Genomic DNA, 21,825 nt, shown 5'->3' on the forward strand with positions numbered 1-21,825 from the left:
AAAGTGAATAACAAAAGCTTTAAGCTTAAGGTAAAATAGAAATGAAATAGAAATGATTATGAGTATATCTGTGAAGCGTCCGCACCTTAGGTATTGCTGAGCAGTTTCTGGACCATTCAAAGTAGACCAAGGTGGCCTACATAAGCTTTGAGGAGCTCGAGAGGGAGAGCGAGCAGGGCAAGCGTTAGCCGAAGGCCTTAACCCTCTCCCACGGCTCCACGTCGCCCTCCACCACGTAGAAGAGCGGGTGAACCTTGACATCAGCCTCGCCCTTCAGCGCCTCATACCTAGCCGGGTCCCTGGCCCTCAGCTTGTCCAGCAGGTGCTGGAACTCGTACCTGACCTGCCCTGACGTAACTGGGACCCTCGGCAGGCCCGGGTCGTACCTCACTATCTTGCTTAAGTTAAAGTCGTAGCTCCTCCTCCGCCCCTCAAGGTAGACGTAGTAAAGGTAAGTGCCTATGTAGAGCACTGGGTCGCTGGTCCTCCTGAACCTCTCTAGCTGGGGGTGCCTGGCATATCCCCTGGTGAGGCCCATGAGGACCTTCTGGGCCAGCAGGGCCTCCCTCCAGAGCGCCACCAGCCCCCTGGCGTCAAGGTAGCCTGGCGAGATGGACCAGAGCCTCACGCTGTGGCACCCATCTGCACTGTGGCCTTCCTCAGGGCCCCTGCGTGTAGCAGCTCCCCGGCCCCTCCGCCAAGCGTTATTGTCCTGTAGGCCCTCTCCCTGTCGACGACCACGGAGCCCCCCAGCGCCCCCCTGAGGCCCTCGAAGGCCTCTGGCAGCATGGGCGTGGTGGGCCCGACCACGAGCAGCTGGGAGCCCCTGGCGAGCTCAGCTACCCTGTTTATGGTCTTGTTGACCACCGTGACGCCCGTGGCCACTATGAGGTCCATCTGGGGCAGCATCTCCTCCTCGGCGTACCAGGGCAGCACGAGCTCGTCATCGTATGGCTTTATCTCAAAGACGTGGACCTCCGCGCCAGCCTCAAGCAGGCGCCTCACGTAAGGTCTTATGTAGCCCACCACGCCCACCCTGAGCCCCCTTGAAATCCTTACAAGGTCGAGGGGGTCAGCCTCCTGGCCGCCCGCGTTAACAGCTGCGTTTATCGCTGCGACCCCCACCGCGGCCCTCAGGGGGTCATATGAGAGGGCCAGCTGTACTGCCTCCTCCGCTGAGGAGGGCGGCTCAAAGGACCCCCTGGCCCACTCCCAGTCGACGTAGGCCAGCCCGGCCCTGCCGTCGTCAAGCTCGACGTAGGCGTACTTGCCTATGGCGACCCTTCTAATGGACCTGCCCCTTGCCCTCTGGGCTGCCTCCTCGACAAGGGCCTTCACTATGTTCAAGGGTCCTCATAAAGGTACTGTGCCTGGGGATTAGAAAGCTGTTCCGTTACGCGCCCTCGGCGAATGCGCTGGAGAGGTACCAGTCGAGGCGCCCCTCGTCCTCAGCTGTGACCCTGAAGCTCATCCTCCTCCCTGCTGTCCTCCCCTCCTCAGCCCCCCTCTCCTCTACCCTTGCGCTCACTCCGCTCACCCGTCTTGTCTATTGCTGACGAAGCCTAATAAAGGGGTGTCCCTGAGGCCCCCCGACAGACGTCTAAGTAACGCACTCCCTGAGGGCCTCCCCGGGGTCCTCAGACTCGGCCTCGCAGACGACCGGCTCCCTTGACTGGGTCGGGTAGGAGACCACCACCCTGGCCCTCTCGCCCTCCCTGAGCTCAACCGCGCCCCCGGGCCTGAAGTAGCCCAGCACCTCGCCGCCCTCGCTAATAACCTCGCCCCTGGCCACGGTGCCGTCTGGCAGGGGCAGCTCGTACCACCTCAGGTCCCTCATCGCTGTCCTCCTGAACCTGTTCCTGACCTGCACGAGGTCCTTATAAGACACTGGGCAGAAGTGAACGGGCACCTTAACGTTCCCCTCAGCCCACCTGAGCACCTCAATCGCCGCCCTCAGGGCGCCCCTGACGGCCGCCTGCCTTGAGTCTGAGGGCCTCAGGCCCCTGAGCCTCAGGGCCTCCCTGTTCGGCTCAGCGAACTCCATCTCGTCCATGTTGACGAAGTGTCCCCCCACGGAGTCCACGAACCTTATGACCTCCTTCGCCCAGCCCTCCAGGCCGGGGGCTATGGGTATCTCAGCCCCTACCCTCATGCGCGTCAGCCTCACCGCGTACTCCACCCCCTTCAGGTAGTCGCCCCTCACGGGGTGGAACCTTATCTCGTCGAGGCCGGCCCTCCAGAGGGCGACAAGCGCGTCAGGGGTGGCGTACCTCCCGGGCGTGTAGAGGTGAATGTGGAACTCGGGCCCGAAGGCCGCCTTGAGCCCCCTTATTAGGCTGAGCGTGAGGGGGAGGTCAGCGAGGGGGTCGCCGCCCGTCACGCTCGCCCCAGTCGCGCCCTGCCTCTCCGCCTCCCTGACTATGTCATCAAGGCTGTGGGCCCTCTCGTCGTTGACGTAGATCACGCTCCTGCCGAACCTGTCCCTGTCGACGGGGCAGTAGTAGCAGTTCTCATCGCAGACGCCAGTTATGAAGATGACTGCCTTCAGCCCAGCGTAGCAGAGCTCGCAGCCCCTGGCGAGCCTCCCTGTCAGCAGCCCCCTCTGCGGGTCCCCCAGCATCTTGCCTAGGCCTACTGCCGCCAGGCCCTTAAAATGTGCCAGCACTTACGTAAAGACAATTATAAACTTAATAAGAAGCTAAATAATTATAAATTAAAATAAAAAGACACAATACATATAATTATGTCTGATCAAAGCGCTCCTAGAGGCGGGGCGGCAGCAACTTGGAGAGGGAGGAGCTGAGGCGCAGGCTGGAGGCGTGGGCCGAGGAGGAGAGGCTTTACGCCGAGAGGCTCGCGGAGAGCGCTGCAAAGGCCAGGAGCCCCCTGGTGAGGGCAGCCCTAACTGCAGTTGCCATGGACTCCCAGAAGCACCACGCCCTCCTCATTGAGGCCGCCAGGCTCCTGGAGGGCCCCCAGGCCCTGGGCGAGGGGGAGCTCGAGGCCTCCCTGGACGACATAAGGGGGCACGTGGAGGTTGAGGCCGAGGCGCTGAGGCTGTTCGAGGGCCTCGTCAGGGACCCGGCCGTGCAGCAGGACCCCCAGCTCTCCTTCATATTGAGGCTCGTGCTCAGGGACGAGAGGTTCCACCACGTGGTGCTCCACGACCTCTACCAGGCCCTGGCGAGGGGCAAGGTCCTGGGCCAGGGGGAGGAGTGGGAGGAGCTCTACAGAGAGCTGGACAGGTTCCTCTGAGCCGGTGGGAGGCCGGCGGACGCTTAGGCTTGCCAGCTCAAGGGCTGTGCCCCTGGTTTGCCTTCAGGGAGCGCCCAAGGAGGACGTGGAGGAGGCCCTGAAGTACGCCCCGTGAGGCCCTCCTAGAATGTTTTTTAACAGAAACAATGTTCTCTTAAAATACAAAGCAAAGGTTAAAACTTCTAAGGCTCCTTTACAGAGTAGCAAGGACCAGTATATACGGTGTTGGCCTTGAACGTCACACCAAGGAAGCTCCAGAAGCTTGGCGCTTCGTCTCTCGTCGTGACGCTGCCGCACTCCTGGATAGAGGCCCACGGGCTCAAGGCCGGCGACACTGTCTACGTGGTTGACGAGGGCGACAGGCTCAGGATTGCGCCTGCGGCGAGCAACAGCAGCGGCACCTCCTACGTCTTTGAGGCCTACAAGCTCGTGCTCCCCCAGCTGGTCTCCACGGCCCTCTCCTGCCTATACGTCAACGACATCAACGAGGCAGTGCTCGACCTGAGGGGCCTCGGCGCCGAGGCCCTCCAGTCCCTAAAGGAGACGGCCATGAGGCTCCTGGGCCTAGAGATACTTGAGGTGGAGAGGGAGAAGGCCGTCATGAAGGTAGTACTCGACGACTCAAAGACGGACCCGAAGCACGCCATAAAGGGCCTGGGCTCCGCCGTCTCCGGCATAGCTGAGCTCCTCAGGCAGGCGGCAGAGGGGGCCCAGGTGACTGAGGACAGGCTTCAGGTCGCATACAACGAGCTCTTCAAGTACCAGCACCTCATAATGAGGTACGTCGTCGGGGCCCTCGGGAGCGGCTCCGTGGAGCCGAACCTCCAGGGCACGGTCGTCGGCACTGCCCTGCTCGGCGTTGTCGGGAACGTGCTGCTTGACGCGGTAAGGATGGCGTTGAGGCTCGGCGTCAGGTCAAAGGCTGTGGCGGAGCTGGCCTCCCAGGTGAGGGACCTGGCGCCCCTCGTGGGGGCCCTGGTGGCGCAGCCGAGCGTCAGGAGGCTTCACGAGATAGGGGTGAACTTCATGGCCCTCATGTCGAGCTCTGAGGGCTACATAAGGGAGGGCCAGTCGGCCCAGGAGGCGGCTATAGTGGCGAAGCTTGACGACGCCATAAAGACCCTCTCCATAGTGTTCATGACGATACTCTGCGGCGCAGTGACGGGCGAGGAGTACCTGAGGCCGGCGACGGGCTGAGGCAGGCCCCGCCCTACGTAGCTGTTTCAACTTTCATATAGTTTTACAAGTTGTCACCGCAATCAGCATATACAACAGGAGGTACGTAAACGAGCACTCAAGATGTGGGGCCCCTGGGGTGGCCCTGAACGCCCCCAAGCCCGATGAAATCCCGAGCGGGGCGCGGGGGAACAGGGATGAGGCGATGACCGTAAGGCATCATGAACCTGTATGAGAGCTGAACCCCTCTGCCTCCCAGCCCATTAGGCCATGCCTTTTAAAGCCTTGGCATGCGGACCGGCCAAGGGATTACGCTCTGCGCCAGGTTACTCTTCCAAGGGCCGCCGCCATCCATGGGGGCTGGGGCGCGCGGCCCATCCTCTTGACAAAACGAAAGGCAGACCTCACCTTTTAAGGCGGGGAGGGGGTCAGCCCGCCCTCACGCCCCTCACCCTGCCCAGCAGGCTCCTCGCAATGACCAGCCTCTGGACCTCGTTGGTGCCGTCCCCTATCTCCACCATCTTCACGTCCCTGTACACCCTCTCCACCAGGCTCTCCCTGCTGTACCCGAACCCACCCTCAACCTGCACCGCCATCCTCGCCACGTCGACCCCCCAGCTGGCGGCTGCGAGCTTCGCCATACTGCTCCACATTGGGTAGTCCGGGTCGCCTGCGTCTACCCTGCGGGCGGCCTCATATATCAGCTGCCTTATGGCCTCAACCCTCACCTTCATCTCTGCGAGCATGTACTGGACCATCTGGTGCTCCGCTATGGGGACCCCCATGCTCTCCCTCTGCTTTGCGTATGCAAGGGAGTCCTCGAAGGCGGCCTCCGCGAGCCCAAGGGCTGTTGCCGCGGTCACCACCCTGCCCTCGTTGAGTGCATCCATTACTATCTTGAAGCCCCCGTTCAGCTGCCCGACCATGTTTGACTCGGGGACCCTGCAGTCCCTGAAAAGCACCTCGCTCGTCCCGCTCCCCCTGTAGCCCATCATGTCAAGCTTTGAGACCTCAACGCACGGCCCCCTGTCGACGACGAATATGGAGACCCCCCTGTGCCTGTCCTCGGGCCTGCCGGTCCTGGCTGCAACAAGGAAGAAGTCGGCGTAGGGGGAGTTAGTTATCCACGTCTTCCTGCCGCTTATGACGTACTCGTCCCCCTCCTTGACGGCTCTAGTAGTTATGGCAGCCGCGTCAGTGCCGCAGCAGGGCTCGCTCAGCGCGAAGGCCCCTATTGACCCCCTGGCGAGCCTCTCGAGGTACCTCCTCCTGAGCCCCTCGCCCGCGTAGTGAACCAGCGGGTAGGCGACCATTGTGCCTGAGACGGTTGCCATTATGGCCACTGCCCCCGAGGCCCTGGCCAGCTCCTCAACCACTATTACTGACTCAAGGGTGGAGAGGCCTGGGCCGCCGTAGTCCTGGGGCACCCTGAGGGCGAAGTAGCCCATGTCGGCCACCTGCTTTACCACGTCCTGCGGCACCGCGTTGTCCCTGTCTATGTCCCTCGCGACTGGCCTGATCACCTTCTCCGCGAACTCCCTGACGCTCGACCTGAGCAGCTCGAGGCTCTCGGACGCCACTGTATACACCTATTGCCTTGAGGGGGACAAAGTAAATAAGCTCGGGCACATGCCCTCTATAAATTTCCAACCATACGTGTTCCGCTTTAAAAGGACCGCGTAGAAACGCATTTCGGTGAGAGGAGTGGTTCAGGTAGGCGACCCAGTCCCTGACCTTGAGCTTGAGACGACGGCGGGGAAGATAAGGCTGTCCCAGCTGAGGGGCACGAAGGTTGTGCTCTACTTCTTCCCAAAGGCCTTCACAACGGGCTGCACCAGGGAGCTGAGGAGGTTCGCGGAGCTCTACGACGAGTTCAGGAAGGCGGGGGCTGAGGTCATAGGGGTAAGCGTTGACAGCCTTGAGACCCAGAGGAAGTTCGCGGAGAAGCATGGAGCCAAGTTCCCGCTGGCGAGCGACGCGAGGAAGGAGGTCTCAAAGGCCTTCGGTGTCCTTAAGCTCATGACGGCCTCAAGGGTGACCTTCGTGATAGGCCCCGACGGCGTCATAAGGCATGTCATAAGCGGCCTCAGGAGGGCCGAGGAGCACGCCGACAGGGCACTGGAGGCAGTTAAGTCGCTCTGAGGCTTGAGGCTCCGGCCCTAGTCTGCGTTTTTCTCAGTCGACACACCCCTTTTCCTTTCCGCCCTAGCGCTTTAACTTGTGGGGGCCCGGGGGTCCCTGGCGGCAGCCATGTGCAGGATGCTGGCCTACAGCGGCAGCGGCGCGCTCCTGAGGGAGCTCTACGACGCCCTGGTGAAGGTCGCGAGCGCTGACCCCCTTGACGGCTACAAAGCCCACGGCGACGGCTGGGGCCTCCTTTTTCTAACGCCAAGGTCGCTCCTGCACTACGCCTCAGCAAGCCCAATATTCTCCGAGGGGCCGCCGGCGCTGCCCTCAGGGCCCCAGCTGACCATGATACATGCAAGGATGGCCTCAGCGGGGTCAGTTGACCTAGCTAGGGCCCACCCATTCGTTATAAGGGGCCAGAGGTCGATAGTGGCGCTAGCCCACAACGGCTCCGCCAGCCCGGAGGCAGTCCTCAGGGCGGCCAGGAGGCACGGCCTTGAACTCAGGCCGGGCCCGGGGACCTCGGACACTGAGCTGATGGCCCACCTGGTGGCTGGGGCCTGCGACCTCACTGGCAGGGAAGGCGTGGAGGCGTGCTACGCGGAGCTCATGGAGGCCTGCAAGACATCCCTCGACTCCCTCATACTGAGCGTCGACCTTGAGGGCATGGAGGCGGCTATGTGGGCTGTGCAGGCAGTCTGCGACAGGGAGAGCGAGGAGTACTACAGGCTCCACGTCGCTGAGGGCGACGGCTTCAGGGCCGCGGCGTCTTCTAGCGTTGCACTTGTCACAGGCCGGCTGGGCTGGAGGCCGCTGAGCAAAGGCGACTTCGGCGTTGAGGAGGTGGGCACGCTGAGGCTTGACATCCTCCGCCAGCCTTAGCCTACAGCGGCAGCCGTTTGCATCGGCGCCCTTCACAGTCAGGGCGAGCCGCCTTAGAGCACAATAAAATTTAATAACAAACGCGGGCAGGAAGTAGAGGCTAACTCGCTTAACGGCCGCGGGTCGCCGCCCGCGGCCCTGGGCCGCCAGGTGGGCGCAGAGTTGGAAAAGCCAAGGAGGCCAAACATAATAGTGCTCGTCATAGACACGCTCAGGGAGGACCACGCTGACGGCCTGGAGGCGCTTAGGGACCTAGGCTTCATCAAGTATGAGAACGCCATAGCGCCATCCCCCTGGACCCTGCCAAGCCACGTGAGCATGGTGACCGGCCTGTACCCGAGCCAGCACGGGGTCCACGAGGCCTACGGCGTCTACGCAGGCACAATGATGGAGCTGTCGAGGCAGAGGATGAGCAAGCTCAACAGGGGCATAATAGGGGAGCTTATGGAGGAGGGCTACAGCGCCTACATCATATCGGCCAACCCGCTGATATCCGCGGCCTACGGCTTCGGGGGAGTCACGGAGGGCCTCGTGGCTGACGGCCTCTGCAGGCGCCACAGCGAGTGCAGGGACTACGAGAGGCTAATTACAGCTCTGTCCAGGCGTGAGGGCTACCTGGGCGCCGCGGCGGAGCTCATAAGGGACGGGGAGCTCCGCCTCCTGCTCAGCGGCCTCAGGATGCTCACCAGGTCCAGGCTCAGGAGGCTGGCCGGGAGGCTAGGCCTCCACGATCCGACCATGGAGAAGGGCTCCCTGGCAATACTTGACTTCCTGAGGGGGAGATCCTTCACCGAGCCCTTCCTCATGCTGATAAACATAATGGAGGCGCACGGCCCCTATACAGTTAAGGACATGGATTTGAGGCTCACTGTCAGGGCCTTCCTTGAGGCCGTGTTCTTCAACAGGCTTGACGAGGAGGTCGCTAACCTCAACCGCCAGAGCTACCCCAAGCACGCGGCCTACGCCGCGAGGAGGGCCCTGGAGATAATTCATGCCCTCAAGGGCTACCTTGACAGGTCCCTCGTTATAGTGACGTCAGACCACGGCGAGCTCCTGGGTGACGGGGGCGTGCACCACGGCTACTTCCTCAAGGACGGGCTCCTCAGGGTGCCGCTCTGGGTGAGGTGGCCCAGCTGGGCCAGGCCCGTTAAGCAGGAGGGGGCCTTCGTGAGCCTTGCCCAGGTTCCCTCGATTGTGAGGGGCGCGGTAAACGGCGAAACGTTAAGCTTAGGCTCTGACGTCGTACTGGCCGAGAGCTTCGGATCCCCGAACAGACCTGAGAGTTTCTACAGGGAGGGCGAACTGCCGAGGGAGGCCCTAGAGAGGGCCTTCTCTCACAGGGTCAGGGTCTACTCCAGGCGCGGCTCAGCTACGTATAACGTCAGGGCTGGCGCGCTTGAGGAGGTGAGCGGGGACGCACAGGAGCTCACCAAGGTGGTCATGGAGGTCGTCAGCGGGCTGGCGCGCTAGCGAGGCCCTTGCCTAAGCCGGGGCCTTAGGGGACTCAATGCCTTGAGGCTGCCTCTGGGGGCCTTAATGGCGGCACCTATCGACGGTGGACCATATATAAGAGCTAAGGAAGGGCGGCGGCTCACTCAAAGTTAAAAGCTGGAACTCCTCCCGAACGCAGGGCCTCCATGCGCTGGATGGCGTAAGGCCGCCGCGGGAGGGGTGAAGCCAAGGTGAGACAATGGACATAATTATGTTCGTCGACCCCGCTGAGGGCCTTCACGGCCCCCTGAGGCCCGCCTACCTTCTCGCAAGGGAGCTCAGGGGGCAGCACGACGTCACCTTCGTGACCCCGTCGCCTGAGACGGCGGAAGCAATAAGGTCAGCGGGCCTTAAGGCTGTGAGCTTCAACAGGAGGTACCTCCTCAGGGGGTCCCTCAGGACCCTTGAGGCCTGGCTGAGGGGCATAAGGTACAGGGTTGAGAGGGACGGCAACAAAGACGACCCGGTCATAGTTAACTTCTCGCAGGCCTTCCTTGTGAACGCGGACATCTACTACGCCCAGGGGCCCATAACGAGGGCCCTTGAAGACATGTACCCAGAGATGAGGCCCCTCTACAGGGCCATTTACAGGGCCCTCAGGAGGCCCTTCATACTTCACGACAGGAGGTTCAACAGGGGGCTGAGGGGGGCCTCAGGACTATTCATAGCGAACAGCTCCTTCACAAGGTCAATGTACGAGGCCTGGGGGATAAGGGTTGACGGCGTGATATACCCTCCCCTCGACACGGGCTTCTTCAGGCCAACAACCTCAAGGTCGTCGGGCGACTACGCGCTGACCTACGTGGGCAAGGAGACTGCCTTCTCGGTCTTAAAGAGGGTGGCCGACGCAGGGGTCAAGATAAGGGCCTTCGGCTCAAAGGTCTCCCACGTGCCTGACTACATAAGGAGGCACCCCAACATTGAGCTCCTTGGCCGCGTGAGCGACGAGGAGCTTGTGGAGCTCTACTCGAACGCCCTCTTCACCCTGTTCCCGTTCACGCACGAGCCCTTCGGCTACGTGCCGGTTGAGTCAATGGCCTGCGGCACCCCAGTGCTCACCTACGCAGCCCAGGGCCCCGGGGAGACAGTAATCCATGGGGCCACGGGCTGGCTGGCTAAGGACGAGGAGTCGCTTGTGAACATGGCTGTCAGGATATGGAGGGAGGGGTACCCGGGCAGCATGAGGGCAAGGAGCAGGGAGAGGGCTGAGCGGTTCGACACCAAGGTAATAGCTGATAAATGGCTTGATGTCCTGAGGAAGGTCAAGGGCTAAGGCCAGCAACCTCCTTGAACATCCTGACGTACTGGGGGACCACGACGTCCTCGCTGTAGCTCCTTACCACGGCCTCCCTGCCCCTCCTGCAGAGCTCAAGGTACCTCTCCCTGTCGCTGTAGAACATGTTGTAGAGGTCCACGAGCTGCCTCAGCGCGCCGTCGACGCCCCTGGCCAGGAGGAGGGGGAGGCCTGGGAGCCTGTGCGAGGGTATGTCTGAGGTTATGACCGGCGTGCCGCTTGCCAGGGCCTCAAGCACTACAAGGCCGAAGGTGTCGGCCCTTGTGGGGTAAATCACGGCGTGGGCTGACGAGTAGAGGTTCACAAGCTCGTCCTCGGGCACGAAGCCGAGGCTCTCGACGCCGTCAGTCACGTCGCCCTCCCTGCCGCCGGTTGTCAGGAACCTTGCCTTGAGGCCGAGCCTCCCCCTCGCCTCCCTCGCTATGGCCGTGAAGAGGTCAAAGCCCTTCTCATATGCCCTCCTGCCCACGAAGAGCACCCTGAAGTCCTCGCCCTTCTCCCTAGTGGGCCTCCAGCGGCTAACGTCAAGGAAGGGGGGCAGGGCGTAGACCCTCCTGTGCCTCACGAAGTTGACAAGGTGGGGGTAGGCGTGGACCGCCTTGAAGCGCCTCAGCTCAAGGCGGGCGGCCCTGTGAAGGTAGTAGCTGTAGGCCCCCCAGGCGCCCAGCCTGTTAAGGAGGGCTGCCGGGCCTCCCCTGAAGAGCCCTTGGTCCTGGGCCTCGGGCAGGAGGAGGGGAGAGTGAATTGCTGCCACCTTAGGGGCCCTGACCCTCAGGAGGGCAAGCGAGGCCATGGGGAAGTAGGTCACGTAGGCGACGTCAGCGTCAGCCTCGGGGAGCAGGCTCTCCCTGTAGTCGACGGGGCCCAGGAGGCCCTTAACTTCAACGCCGCCGCGGCGGCCTATGGGGAGGGAGTAGATGGAGACGTTAAGGCCCTGCCCCGAGAGGGCCCTCGCAAGCCTTAATATGAAGGTCTCGCCGCCGCCCATGTAGGTGAGGCTGTGGTTGTGGATTAGCGCAACCCTCATCAGGGCCCTCAGCCAGGTCGCTGACAGAGCTGGCCAACTTTATGCGTAACACCAGCAGGTTAAACCCTCGGCATGGGCGCTAGCAGTGGGCGGGGCCTAAAGGACGTGAGGTGCAGGCCCTTGGAGTAGGCCTTATGGTAAGCCCTTGATTAACATCAGGGCCTGCCCCCTCGCTCGGCCTAGTCCGCTGGCCTTCTCCCGCGGGCCGCCAGGAAGGCTATGGCTAGAGCGAGCAGGGCGTAGGCGGGTATGTTGCCGTAGGCCGGTATCAGGTACCAGGGCACCCTTATGGGCGGGTACTCGCCCGGCACGTAGGTGTTCACCCTTATCGTCAGGTTGCCAGGAACCGTCTCGCTCGCGTTAACCACAAGGGTCTCCCAGGCGGCCCTCTGCGTTACGTTAGCATCAAAGGCCAGGGCCTGCTGTGTTGGCCTCTGGGGGCTTATGGTTATAGTCCTGCCAAGCAGCGACACAGTTATGTTTGAGCTCACGTTAGTCGAGCTAGCTGGCCTGTTGGTCACAGCTATCAGGTTCATGGTGCAGTTCAGCTGCTTTACGAGGGCTGAGCCGTTGTAGAGCAGGGCCTTAGGCGCCCCAGGTATGTAGGTGCAGAGGGCCTGCCACGGCGTGGTAGGCATGTGAAGGATTACGTAATACGTGCCTGGCTCCAGCTTCGCCTTGGGGCTGGTGACTATTGGCGTCGCCCACGAGTGGGGCTCGCACCACCAGGGCTCCCCAAAGCCCGCGCTCCACAGGTAGCCGCTAGTGTTCGTTGGCACAGGTGACCTCGAGATCACCACCTGACCGCTCACCAGGTTGTTAGGACCTGAGCCGAAGACAGTAAGGCTCTCTATAGTGGCAGTCTCATTGACTGTGACCGGCTGCACCAAGTACTCCGAGCTGTTCAGGAGGGCGAAGTAGCCTGGCAGGGTGCCGCATGCAGCGCCCTGGGGTTGCTGGAGCACCTGAGGCAGGTCACTGGTGACGTACTCTATGGTCTGCAGCGGCGTGTAATCGACGCTCACGCTGACCTTAACTGGCCCCTCAGGCAGAAGGGCCAGCGAGTACTGGTGGGAGCCCGGCGTTATGGGTAACAGCGTCTCCGTGGCCGTGTAGTTGAGGCTGTGGAACTTTATGAGCGGTATCGGCGGGCTGTCGGCAGGCATGTAATTGCTTATCGTAACCGAGAGCTCGCCGGACAAGGGCAGGCCCGAGCCCCGTTGACGCTAACCACGAGGGCCTCCTGGTAGGAGCTGCCCGTGAGGTTGGCCCAGTAGGTCAGCGGAAGCTCAAAGGGCCTCTGAGCAAATAGTGTCACAGTCTTGTTCAGGACTACGGCAGTGCTGTTCTGTACAATTAACGATGTTGAGACGCTCGCGTTAGCTTTGGCGGCCTCCGCCGGCCTGTTGGTTACCATTATCAGGTTCATGGTGCAGTTCAGCTGCTTTAGCCCCGTGCCGTTGTAGAGCAGGGCCTTAGGCGCCCCAGGTATGTAGGTGCAGGCGACCTGCCATGGGTTAGTGGGCATGTTAACTATAACGTAGTAGGTGCCTGGCTTAAGCGTAAGGTTGGGCTCCAAGCTTATTGGCGTCGCCCACGTGCGAGGGCCGCACCACCACGGCTCCCCAAAGCTAGTGCTCCACAGGACCTTGGGCTTCAGGGCTGGAACCTCGGACGACGATATCATCACCTCACCGCTTGCGAGGTTGCTGGACCCTGACCCAAATATCGTGAGGGCCTCCACCGTCGTCGTCTCATTGATGGTTATCGGCTGTACTATGTAGTCACTGGAATTCAGCACTGCGAAATAGCCTGGCAGGGTGCCGCAGATGCCGCTCTGGGGCTGCTGGAGCAGCCATGATAAGTTGCTGGTGAGATACCCTATGTCCTGCAGCGGCGTATAACTGATGCTTAGGTTTACCGTCAAGGGCCCGCCCGGCAGAGTGGTTATGCTGTACTGGTGCTGACCGGGTGTCAGGGGCAATAGCGTGACTGTCGTCGTGTAGTTGAAGCCGTAAGGCCTCTGGAAGGGCCCAACAAGCAGCCAAGCGCCGTCGTTGAAAACATAGGGCAGGTAGTTGTTGAAGTTCGGGTAGTACGGGTACCCTGTTGGCACAAACGGCGAGTACACCTCGTACTTAGTGTAATTGTTCGGCCCGAAGAACGGCACCCCGCGCTCATTCCAGCCATACCTCGTTAACGAGAACCAGGGCACGGCCGTTGCCGGCACAGAGATGGAGGCGTTGGGCGGCACGTAGTAGTTCAGCTGGATGAGGGCCAGGTCATATGGCGTTGTCGTAGGTTGCAGGGGGTTCGGCAAGGGCTCGTGGAAGTAAAGGGCTGACAGGGGCGATAGACCGTTGAGGAGCAGCGTTGAAATGGTCACTGCGATGAAGACTGTGACCAGTAGCGCCCTCCTAATGCGCGGTCTGAACTTCCTTAGTGCCCATATGGCGGGCACTATGACGGCAGGCGCCACGAGGGCCGTGTAGTAGACCCAGATAACGTAGTAAAAGCCCCATGGGGTCTGCCACATCACGTAAAGCCACGGCAGCAGCAGGAGGCTCTGGGGCTCCACGAGGTTCAGGAAGAGGGTTGGCATCAGTAGGAATACTGTGCTTTGGATCTTCGTGTGGAGGCCTGCCCTCACGTTGTTCATCAGGGACTCGAGGACGTTGGACAGGCTGAGCGCGGCTTGGTGACTTGACGAGGGGCTTGAGCTTGCGTGAGTAGTGAAGTGGAAGATGGCGTTGCCTATGGAGTCAGTTATTGATATCAGCGGGCCAGAGAGCGCTGAGCCCCATACGTTCCCGAAGATGTTTATAGCCCCATGGCTGAAGTAGTAGACCATCAGGAAGTCCCCGAAGAACCACGCGAGCGAGAAGGCAATGGTCTCAAGGCCCAGGGCGACCCTCCCCTTGGCCTTAAGCCAGTCGAACTTGGTGGCCAGTATGTAAAGCCCTATGAAGAACCCTAGTATAGGCGAGAACTCTATTGTAGTCATCATAAGGGTCAGGGACAGCCAGTAGCTGAGCCTGTTGCCCGTGTAGAGGTTGTAGAGGGCGAGCGCGAAGAAGGGCGCGGTGAACACCACAACCTCGACGGCCTCAGTTAAGTACGTGGTGACCCACGGGAACAGGAGGTAGGCCAACGCCGTGAGCAGGACGTACCTCCTGTCGCCGAAGAGCCTCAGCCCGAGCTTGTACAGAGGTATAGCTGGCAGCGTCGCCAGCGCGACCTCTATGGTCACAAGGGTGACTATACTCGGGTATGTGAGGTAGAGGGGGTACAGCAAGAAGAGTATCGGCGAAGCGTGGTTAAAGAAGAACGTGGGCACGGCAAGGTTATCGAAGAGCCTGTGGTACAGCGCCGCAGACGCAAAGGACTGCATGTAGGTCGCAGTGTCAAGGCCTACCCCTAAGTTCAGCTGATAGTACTCGGTCATGGCGCTGTAAACTATGTAATAAACGGCCGCGAAGTAAATTATCATGAGGGCTCTGAAGTACTTGTCTGCGGCCGCGCGCTTTGCCACGTCCTTTATGTAGCCGCTGAGCATCATGAGCAGGCCTATCACTAACAGTATCGCTGACGCCCGCAGTACATCGAGGCTGTAGAGCTGAGGCACGTAGTTGGCGAAGCCGAGGGCCCAGACAACGTAGAACTGTAAAAACAGCGCGGCCCCTATAAGCCTCAGGTGCATCTCTTTGACCTTCATGACTGGCTGTGGCCTCGTCTCGCTAGCGGCCTGAGGGATTTAATTCGTTATCGCACTTAATTGTCAGGGTTCCAAGAGCTCGTCGAGCCCTGAAAGGGCCCTGGCCTCATGACCTGTGAGCTTGAAGGACGCTAACAGCTGTCATCTAAGCCTGCAGGCCCTTCATGCCCGCTTCTTGCAACCCTGGCCCATGCCGTGGGCCTAGCACGGTCGTGCTGAGCTCTCAGGCTAGCGGAGAGGTTGAGGAGTACGCAGGGCAGGAGGGGCAGGCCCTAGGCGGTCCGCGCGGACGTGTCGATGTTCGCTGTAATATCTACTCCGATTGAGCTACTGCCGCTGAGCGCCCTGCAGACACCGATGACGGTTCTCGAGACACCTAAGCGTCTAGTCAAGCGTCCGCAGGCACTCCTGGTAGCTGCATGGCCTTACAGGAGGGGCAGGTCACAAGGACTGTCAGGCCCTTACGGCCTGAGGGGCAAGCGGTGGCCTGGAGACCGGGCCAGGACGTGGTCCTGAGCGGCCATGAGGCCCCTCCCATTACCGCTGCCCTTTTCACGTAACCTTGTGTGAAAAAACGCTGAGGGCTGGCACTTACGGGGAGGCTGTCCCCGCGCCCTGGGCAGGCCGAGCGCAGCTGGGCCCTGCGTCATAGTATGGCCCAGCTTGTAGCCTCACCTAGCGTACAGGGGCCTGACGCCTGCGTCCCTGGGACGCATCTTGGGGACGCGCGCCCAACCTGGGCCAGGTGCTCAGGGCACGCCGTTGGCCCTGGGACAAACCTGGGGACGCGCAAGCATAGGTCCGTATATTTAATTAAATTATAGGACACACACGCACAGGTCCTAAGGGACATATAGAAAAATAGGAAAAGAATTATAGGATAAAACACAAAACCTGAAAGTTCATGGAGGGCCTAGGGGCTAGCGTCAGCAGCTTCTCCCCAGGCAGTACAGTCCCTACCGCTTTTCCCCAGAACCTTCTGGGGAAAGGTGCTTAACCCCTGGCAACCCCCAGGGCGTGGTGAGGGGCTTGGAGGGCCAGCCCAGGGTCATGGTTTGCCCGAGGTGCGGGCAGCCCATAAGCTACGTGGAGAGGCAGAGGCGCGGCAACCAGGTCTACTACTACGCCGTCCACTACGAGGGCTACGAGAGGGGGCCCGACGGCAGGGTTCGCAAGAGGGTCAGGAAGTGCTACCTTGGCCCTGCCGAGTACATAGAGGTCAGTAGGACGCACAGCGACCTAGGCCTAACCCTGAAGGGCCTCATGGAGGAGGGGAGGGAGAGGGACTACATGGAGGCGCTCGTGAAGTCCGTGAGGGATAGGATTAGGGGCGGCAGGCTGACGGCAGAGGGGGCCAGGGAGCTCGCTACCGCGCTCTCCCGCTTCAGCGAGGAGCTCAAGGAGCTCGCTAGGGAGCTGAGCGAGTATGCCGCAGAGGAGGCGGCCCATAAGGAGACAGCCAAGGAGGCCGTTAATGAGACGGTAGCCGCTAAGAAAGCGCTGAGCGGGCACTAACGCGTCAGGGATGACTTTAACGTAGTCCGCTGCGGACACCTGCCCTATTGAGGCCGATCCGCGCGCTGAGTCCTGCGGCCGGTCCTACAGTCCGTAGCCCCCACAGGGATTACAAGCCGCTCCATATGATGGGGCAAGGTTCAGCCGCGCAGGGCCTGCCGCGGGGGCTCGGACCCGCTCCTATACGTCGCTCGTGTCCCGACTTACCAACTTCGTCAGCATAGGCTGGGGACCTCGGCCCTTAGGCCTTCCCTCAATTTCCTTTTTTCCTGTTCAAGGGACACAGGACACGTTAAGGGGACACTAGCGGTGTCCGCGGGACACTCCAGTGGTGTCCCCAGGGCCAAGGCGCCTGATTGGGCGTGTGTCCGAGAGACGTGTCCTAGGACAACGGCGTGCCCGAGCACTTGGCCCCTGTTGAGTCAGTGTCCCCAAGATGCGTCCCAGGGACACAGGGCGCTGGCCCTGTGCGCTGGACGAGGCTGCAAGCTGGGCCATATGATGGAGCAGGCCACGCTCGCGCTATGTCTGGCCGGCCCCAGGGACACCCTCCCATACGCGTTAGCCCTTGGTGTTTTCCATACAAGGTTGTGTAAAAAAGCGACAGAGTAGGGAGAGGCCTCATGGCCGCTCAGGACCGCGTCCTGGCCCAGCCTCAAGGCCACCGCTCGCCCCTCCAGGCCGTAAGGGCCTGACCTCCTTTGCGAGCCTACGCGCCTGTAAGGCCATGCGGCTGGTCAGTCGTGCCTGCGGACATTTGGGGAGACACTTGACTAGACACTTAGAGTGCCTCGAGAACAGTCATCGGTACCTGTATGACGCTCAGCGGCACTGGCTCGATCGGAGCGGATATTACAGCAGATACTGACATGACTGCGCGGACCGCACGCCTATGCCTGCCCCTCCTGCCCTGCGTACTCCTCAACCTCTCCGCTAGCCTGAGAGCTCAGCACGACCGTGCTAGGCCGACAACATGAGTCCGAGTTACAAGACGTGGGCTCTGACAGGGCCTACAGACATAATAAGTTTTTAATTTAAGTTGACTTTATCTATGTTGAGCTGAGTTGCTGAGCCTGGCTGAGGCTAAGGAGAAGGCCCTGAAGGCGCTATCCGCCAGGAAGCTTATGGAGAGGGGCTGGCTCAGCGCCCTCGTGGGCTACTTAGCCAAAAGGGAGGAGCTGAGCGTTAGGCTGAAGTACATAGGTGACGTAAGGCTGCAAAGGGAGGAGTTTGAGATCTTGGCAATATTTACGTATTATGCCTCCAAGTGCTGGCCAGGGCTGCCTGAGGAGCTGGCTAGGACTTTTAGTAGCTCCCTTGAACCGAGAAGGGCCTTCTCTTTGCTATTGACAGGCCTTTCATTAGCTTCGAGTGCATGTAAACTACAAAGCTCTGGCAATAAGGTCTTAATTAACATGAGCCCAGAGTCCTTGACGCTGACCTCATGGACCCAGTCCAGCACCGTTTCAATTAACATGAGCCCAAAGAGGTTAAGTCTAGAGGTCAACGGCGTCTCTGCTGCTCTCAACCCTAATTGTGTAACCCGCTCTCTTTCCGACGTTTTTGTAGAGATCCAATACGAGGTCCCTGAGGTGCTCTCCGGCCTCAGGGGCAAAGACATAATTGACGTGGGAGCCAACGTAGGTGACACGGCCCTCTACTTTGTCCTCAACGGGGCAAGGAAGGTGATAGCCGTTGAGCCCCTGCCCAACGTAGCCAAGTGCGCAGAGGAGAACGCGAGGCTAAACGGCGCGGCTGACAAGGTAAAGGTGATAAACGCGGCCCTTAGCGATGAGCCTGTGAGTATCCCATGCAATACTGATACGTTGTTGTCTGCCGGTTTCTCTACGCTTAAGGGCAACGGCCCATGTAAGGTGCCTGGCGTCACTTTAGGCTACCTCCTCAACATGGTTGAGGACCCATATCTGCTCAAGATGGACTGCGAGGGCTGCGAGGCGCAAGTAATACTTGGCCCCGAGAGGGAGAAGTTAAGGGCTTTCGAGCACATAATATTTGAGACGCATCCTCACATTACCAGCGTCAGCAACGAGAAGTTACTTGCCTCACTTAAGGAACTAGGTTTTGAGTGTAGGCTCCACAGAGTACTCTCTCAAAAGGTAGAACTTAACATCTATCACTGTAAGAACTCTAAGCCAAGGTAACTTAACAGAGCATTCTGAAGGATGCGTGGTAACAAGCCCCTAAGCTTTGGCTGAAGCTCTCCAGTCCTATAAGGAAAGCCGAAGGCTAGACACCTGGCCTGCTATCTGGCTCGTTCTCACAACCCCTTAGGGGCTAGCCAGAAGCTAAGCCACAGCATGTCGTGGCCTTAGCGCTTCTTGCTATGGCCAGTCGCTAAATTATATAAGATGGGTTAAATCGTTGATAACGTTATTTATTTGAACGCTTTACATTAACGGTCACGGCTACCTAGCCACGTCAGCTGCCAGTTGTCTCTAATACGCTGGGGGTACCTAAGCTCATGGACGTCAAGACAAAGCGAAGCTTCTATTAGGCCCATGCCACTCTAAGGCCGTCCTTCCCTTTATATGGCGTTGTAGAAGTTTGTTCCTCTTTGATCCTAAGCCCTTGCCAGCTCCCTAATCACCTAGTTAAGCCTCTCCTTGAACTTCTCATAGCTGAAGCCCTTGCCAGCTCCCTGGCCCTAGCCGAGAGCTCCCTTAGCCTCCCAAGGTCATCGAGCAGAGACCTAACTATGTGAGCCGCCTCCTCAACGCTCGTGTGGCTGACGCCTGAGGAGGTTAAGAGGCAGATAAGGGAGCTCCTGGAGGCGGTGAGGGAGTTCAAGAGGGCCCAGGCCTCACGTTAAGGCGCCATGAGCCTGACCACCTTTCCCCAGAAGGTTCTGGGGAAAAGTGGTCAAGCGCTCTAGCGCTTCAGGTCCTCCTGAGGCCAGCGAGGACCTCCTCAGCTACCTTCACCTCAGTGTAGTGAAGGATGTGGTCAAGGGAGCTGTGGCCCATAATCTTGGCAACGATTGAGAGCGAGCGGCTGAGACTCAGCAGGTGCGCGATGAAGGCGTACCTGAGGCTGTGGGTGTTGAACTCATACGTCCTCCTACAGTACGTCTTGACTGCCTGCTTTGGGCTCCTGAGGGCTGAGGCCTGGCGCAGGCGGCCTGAAGTAGCTGCCTCCTTCCTCAGCCCTCAGGGAGCACCATGGTCTTCATGGGTGTGAGCGTCCTCTGGTACGTCTCCAGGAAGTCTAGGCCTGCGTCCCAGCCCTTCTCAGCGCGTAGCCCATAGCACTCTGCCGTTACCTTAGGCTGCAGACTGTACCCATAATGACGCGGCCTGCCGCCTCGGCTCCTGGGCGTGTCCCTTGGCCAAGGCTGAGACACTTGAGGGAGACACCAAGGAGGTGTCTCCGTGAACCCAGCACGTTATAGCCTTCGGACTCCCTGCCGACGGAGGGCCCATGGTAGTACGGAGCGTTGAGGAGCTGAGGAGGGTCCAGGAGGGCTGGAGGCTCACGAGGGACAGGAAGGGCTTCAAGATGAGGGGGCCAGGAGGGAGGTGGGAAAGGGTCTCAAGGGACCTTGAAGTCGTGGCTGCTGAGCTCTACGAGTCGCAGAGATCCGAGAGGGGTGGGAGGGCAAGGGCTGTGGGGGCTGCTCAAGGAGAGGGAGCGACAGTGCCTTGAGGAGCTTAGTAAGTGCTCTAACGCCTACAGGCCCCTGCTACTCAAGTCCATGAAGCTCATCCTGGAACTTTGGCAGCTGGCCAAGGGCTATGGGTAGAGCTCGCCAGCTCTGCCCAAGGAGGCAAGGGACTACCTCATGGCCTACGTGATCCCCAAGGCGCGGAGGCTTTTCATAGAGATCGCCAATGTGCTGAAGGAGAAGGAGGGCTTCGACGAAGATCTCCTGGCAGAGGCCCTCGTGCACACCGAGCTCTGAGCCCGCCAACTGCGGTCAGCCCTGAGGCCGGCCGAGGCCAGACCATGGGCAGCTTTAAATTTCATTTCGAAATTGCATAAATGCCTACTAGGCCGTAAGTAGCTTTCACTATAATCCGTGTAAAGCTCCAACCTGTAGCCAGGACCTGAGGTTAGGCTACTCTAGAGTTTTTGGCCTCCGCCAGTAAGGCGTAAGCCCCTAGCCCGTTTTCAGTTAAAAGTTGCGTGAGCGGCCTAGGCGGTGACTTATGGAAAGACTGCATCCAATGTAAACCTTTCTAAATTCCTGGAGTCAAGCCAAGATTCTACCATAGCTTAGAGCCCGCTATGCTAACAGACATTATAAATACCGGCTAAGCGTTTTCTAACCAACGAGGTAGGCAGGACCGTGACAGTGATATCGGTCATCATGACAACATACAACGCGGAGAGGACTATAAGGAAGGCCTTAGAGGGCTTAACGTCAGTCCTTAATGAGCTTGGGGCCGACTACGAGATCGTTGTCACAGACAACGAGTCAAGCGATAACACGGTAGAGGTTCTTAACGAGTTCGGCGCCAGGGTAAAGGTCATGAAGTGCACGAGAGGCCTGGGAAGGCGCGTGGCCGCCTCGATGAGCAGGGGCGACTACCTCCTTTTCTACGACGCCGACGCGTACGCCAACAGAGAGCAGCTGTACAACTTCCTTTCAACGGTCATTAAAAGAGGGGTTGGGTTCTCGCTGGCCCACTCAGGCGTTTACATAGCCTCCAGGAGGTGCTATAGCCTAACGGGCGGCTTCCCAGACCTCAACTTCGGCGAGGACTACCCGTTCTGGGCTCGGCCTTCACTTTCTGCAGGTCCCTCTACTACCCGGTCAGGGTCGCCTGCAACGCTCCGAGGCTTTACGCTGTGAGGGGCTACCGAGGCGAGCGCCGCTACACGAAGGGCCTCCTCCACTTCATCTTTAGGCAGCTCAAGAACGAGGTCCACAGGCTGAGGGGCTGGGCCCTGTCCCCCTCAGAGGTAGCGCAAGTGGTCAGGGGAGGTGACCCTCTGATGATAGGCGGCCTCTTCCTGCTAGGCCCCCTTTCGAGCCTGATCGGGGACAGGGTCTCCAGGGGCTTCTCGAACGTGGAGCTCGTTTACCTGCAGGAGCTGAGGAACATGGGCAAAATAGAGGACGTAAGCCCTGAGGGCAAGTACGTAGTCCAGGACATATATTTCGTGAGGGACTGGCGCAGTATCTTCGAGGAGTTCCTACGGAGGCTGAGGCCCTACGGGCCTGAGGTCATAGAGCACGATTACGCCAGGATAATTTATACGCAGCCCGACATAGTATCCTGTCCGCCACCTTAAGCCGTAAGCGCCCAGCGACAGAACCATTGCTATGATGTGACTTAAATAACCCTTTTAGCAAGGCAGGGCGTTAGAGGCCTTATGAGG

At 60.0% G+C, this 21,825-nt stretch carries 21 protein-coding genes; 11 read left to right on the plus strand and 10 right to left on the minus strand.

Translation table 11 applies throughout. The annotated features are described in order from the left end of the window. Positions 1-184 precede the first annotated feature (184 nt). The 4 genes from SE86_RS00420 to SE86_RS00430 form a co-directional block, all read right to left on the minus strand. The gene (locus SE86_RS00420) at positions 185-628 is read right to left on the minus strand and encodes a pyrimidine dimer DNA glycosylase/endonuclease V (protein ID WP_117353760.1); all 444 of its coding nucleotides are present in this window, start codon (positions 626-628) and stop codon (positions 185-187) included. Beyond that, a complete protein-coding gene (locus tag SE86_RS00425; protein WP_236747378.1) occupies positions 625-1,338 on the minus strand; it encodes a DUF364 domain-containing protein in 714 nt (237 codons plus the stop codon). The genes SE86_RS00420 and SE86_RS00425 overlap by 4 nt, the downstream gene beginning before the upstream one ends. Positions 1,339-1,393: 55 nt before the next feature. Then, positions 1,394-1,528 carry a hypothetical protein gene (locus SE86_RS08280; RefSeq protein WP_257791317.1) on the minus strand — a complete coding sequence of 45 codons (135 nt, stop codon included), beginning with the start codon at positions 1,526-1,528 and terminating at the stop codon, positions 1,394-1,396. Between the two features lie 72 nt (positions 1,529-1,600). Next, the gene (locus SE86_RS00430) at positions 1,601-2,620 is read right to left on the minus strand and encodes a radical SAM protein (protein WP_117355006.1); all 1,020 of its coding nucleotides are present in this window, start codon (positions 2,618-2,620) and stop codon (positions 1,601-1,603) included. Between the two features lie 164 nt (positions 2,621-2,784). Between SE86_RS00430 and SE86_RS00435 the strand changes: the two genes are divergently transcribed. Both SE86_RS00435 and SE86_RS00440 read left to right on the plus strand, forming a co-directional pair. Further along, on the plus strand, positions 2,785-3,255 hold the full coding sequence (locus tag SE86_RS00435; protein WP_117353764.1) for a hypothetical protein: 471 nt from the start codon (positions 2,785-2,787) through the stop codon (positions 3,253-3,255). 231 nt (positions 3,256-3,486) lie between these two features. Further along, positions 3,487-4,452 carry an AbrB/MazE/SpoVT family DNA-binding domain-containing protein gene (locus SE86_RS00440; RefSeq protein WP_158543053.1) on the plus strand — a complete coding sequence of 322 codons (966 nt, stop codon included), beginning with the start codon at positions 3,487-3,489 and terminating at the stop codon, positions 4,450-4,452. Positions 4,453-4,859: 407 nt separating this feature from the next. Here SE86_RS00440 and SE86_RS00445 read toward each other — a convergent pair whose 3' ends face one another. After that, positions 4,860-6,011: an acyl-CoA dehydrogenase family protein gene (locus SE86_RS00445; RefSeq protein WP_117353768.1), complete on the minus strand. Its 1,152-nt coding sequence runs from the start codon at positions 6,009-6,011 to the stop codon at positions 4,860-4,862. 124 nt (positions 6,012-6,135) lie between these two features. Between SE86_RS00445 and SE86_RS00450 the strand changes: the two genes are divergently transcribed. From SE86_RS00450 to SE86_RS00465, 4 genes are all read left to right on the plus strand, one after another. After that, positions 6,136-6,573, plus strand: coding sequence for a peroxiredoxin (locus SE86_RS00450; protein ID WP_211096598.1), 438 nt, complete (start codon positions 6,136-6,138; stop codon positions 6,571-6,573). A gap of 108 nt (positions 6,574-6,681) precedes the next feature. After that, the gene (locus SE86_RS00455; RefSeq protein WP_117353772.1) at positions 6,682-7,440 is read left to right on the plus strand and encodes a hypothetical protein; all 759 of its coding nucleotides are present in this window, start codon (positions 6,682-6,684) and stop codon (positions 7,438-7,440) included. A gap of 162 nt (positions 7,441-7,602) precedes the next feature. Then, a complete protein-coding gene (locus SE86_RS00460) occupies positions 7,603-8,910 on the plus strand; it encodes a sulfatase-like hydrolase/transferase (RefSeq protein ID WP_148666721.1) in 1,308 nt (435 codons plus the stop codon). 220 nt (positions 8,911-9,130) lie between these two features. After that, entirely contained in the window at positions 9,131-10,204 is a 1,074-nt protein-coding gene (locus SE86_RS00465; RefSeq protein WP_117353776.1) for a glycosyltransferase, read from the plus strand. Here the strand turns inward: SE86_RS00465 and SE86_RS00470 are convergent. From SE86_RS00470 to SE86_RS00480, 3 genes are all read right to left on the minus strand, one after another. Further along, positions 10,194-11,252: a glycosyltransferase family 4 protein gene (locus tag SE86_RS00470; protein ID WP_117353778.1), complete on the minus strand. Its 1,059-nt coding sequence runs from the start codon at positions 11,250-11,252 to the stop codon at positions 10,194-10,196. The two genes, SE86_RS00465 and SE86_RS00470, sit on opposite strands and share 11 nt — an antisense overlap. Before the next feature lie 179 nt (positions 11,253-11,431). Further along, positions 11,432-12,454, minus strand: a complete 1,023-nt coding sequence (locus tag SE86_RS00475; RefSeq protein WP_117353780.1) for a hypothetical protein — start codon at positions 12,452-12,454, stop codon at positions 11,432-11,434. Then, on the minus strand, positions 12,427-14,952 hold the full coding sequence (locus tag SE86_RS00480; RefSeq protein ID WP_158543054.1) for a DUF2079 domain-containing protein: 2,526 nt from the start codon (positions 14,950-14,952) through the stop codon (positions 12,427-12,429). The genes SE86_RS00475 and SE86_RS00480 overlap by 28 nt, the downstream gene beginning before the upstream one ends. A gap of 1,044 nt (positions 14,953-15,996) precedes the next feature. Between SE86_RS00480 and SE86_RS00485 the strand changes: the two genes are divergently transcribed. Both SE86_RS00485 and SE86_RS00490 read left to right on the plus strand, forming a co-directional pair. Next, positions 15,997-16,482, plus strand: a complete 486-nt coding sequence (locus SE86_RS00485) for a hypothetical protein (protein ID WP_148666722.1) — start codon at positions 15,997-15,999, stop codon at positions 16,480-16,482. Between the two features lie 1,064 nt (positions 16,483-17,546). Continuing rightward, positions 17,547-18,644 (plus strand): FkbM family methyltransferase, encoded by a 1,098-nt coding sequence (locus SE86_RS00490; RefSeq protein ID WP_117353786.1) that lies wholly within the window; start codon positions 17,547-17,549, stop codon positions 18,642-18,644. 442 nt (positions 18,645-19,086) lie between these two features. Here the strand turns inward: SE86_RS00490 and SE86_RS00495 are convergent, their stop codons facing one another. Both SE86_RS00495 and SE86_RS07875 read right to left on the minus strand, forming a co-directional pair. After that, positions 19,087-19,290, minus strand: a complete 204-nt coding sequence (locus SE86_RS00495; protein ID WP_117353788.1) for a hypothetical protein — start codon at positions 19,288-19,290, stop codon at positions 19,087-19,089. 352 nt (positions 19,291-19,642) lie between these two features. Then, positions 19,643-19,843 (minus strand): hypothetical protein, encoded by a 201-nt coding sequence (locus SE86_RS07875; RefSeq protein WP_148666723.1) that lies wholly within the window; start codon positions 19,841-19,843, stop codon positions 19,643-19,645. A 77-nt stretch (positions 19,844-19,920) separates the two neighbouring features. Here SE86_RS07875 and SE86_RS00505 point away from each other — a divergent pair, with 77 nt between their 5' ends. The 3 genes from SE86_RS00505 (at position 19,921) to SE86_RS00515 (ending at position 21,738) form a co-directional block, all read left to right on the plus strand. Beyond that, on the plus strand, positions 19,921-20,145 hold the full coding sequence (locus tag SE86_RS00505) for a hypothetical protein (RefSeq protein WP_117353792.1): 225 nt from the start codon (positions 19,921-19,923) through the stop codon (positions 20,143-20,145). A 643-nt stretch (positions 20,146-20,788) separates the two neighbouring features. Then, on the plus strand, positions 20,789-21,295 hold the full coding sequence (locus SE86_RS00510; RefSeq protein WP_117353794.1) for a glycosyltransferase family 2 protein: 507 nt from the start codon (positions 20,789-20,791) through the stop codon (positions 21,293-21,295). Further along, a complete protein-coding gene (locus SE86_RS00515) occupies positions 21,292-21,738 on the plus strand; it encodes a hypothetical protein (protein WP_117353797.1) in 447 nt (148 codons plus the stop codon). Before SE86_RS00510 ends, SE86_RS00515 begins: the two co-directional genes overlap by 4 nt. Positions 21,739-21,825: the final 87 nt, after the last annotated feature.

It is taken from the genome of Acidilobus sp. 7A (assembly GCF_003431325.1).
Lineage (GTDB): Archaea > Thermoproteota > Thermoprotei_A > Sulfolobales > Acidilobaceae > Acidilobus.

Bases quoted from the DNA above. Each gene is read 5' to 3' on its own strand.
- SE86_RS00505 (WP_117353792.1), top strand. From the start codon at position 19,921: ATGGTAGTACGGAGCGTTGAGGAGCTGAGGAGGGTCCAGGAGGGCTGG.
- SE86_RS00480 (WP_158543054.1), bottom strand. From the start codon at position 14,952: ATGCACCTGAGGCTTATAGGGGCCGCGCTGTTTTTACAGTTCTACGTT.
- SE86_RS00470 (WP_117353778.1), bottom strand. From the start codon at position 11,252: ATGAGGGTTGCGCTAATCCACAACCACAGCCTCACCTACATGGGCGGC.
- SE86_RS00430 (WP_117355006.1), bottom strand. From the start codon at position 2,620: ATGCTGGGGGACCCGCAGAGGGGGCTGCTGACAGGGAGGCTCGCCAGG.
- SE86_RS00455 (WP_117353772.1), top strand. From the start codon at position 6,682: ATGTGCAGGATGCTGGCCTACAGCGGCAGCGGCGCGCTCCTGAGGGAG.
- SE86_RS00465 (WP_117353776.1), top strand. From the start codon at position 9,131: ATGGACATAATTATGTTCGTCGACCCCGCTGAGGGCCTTCACGGCCCC.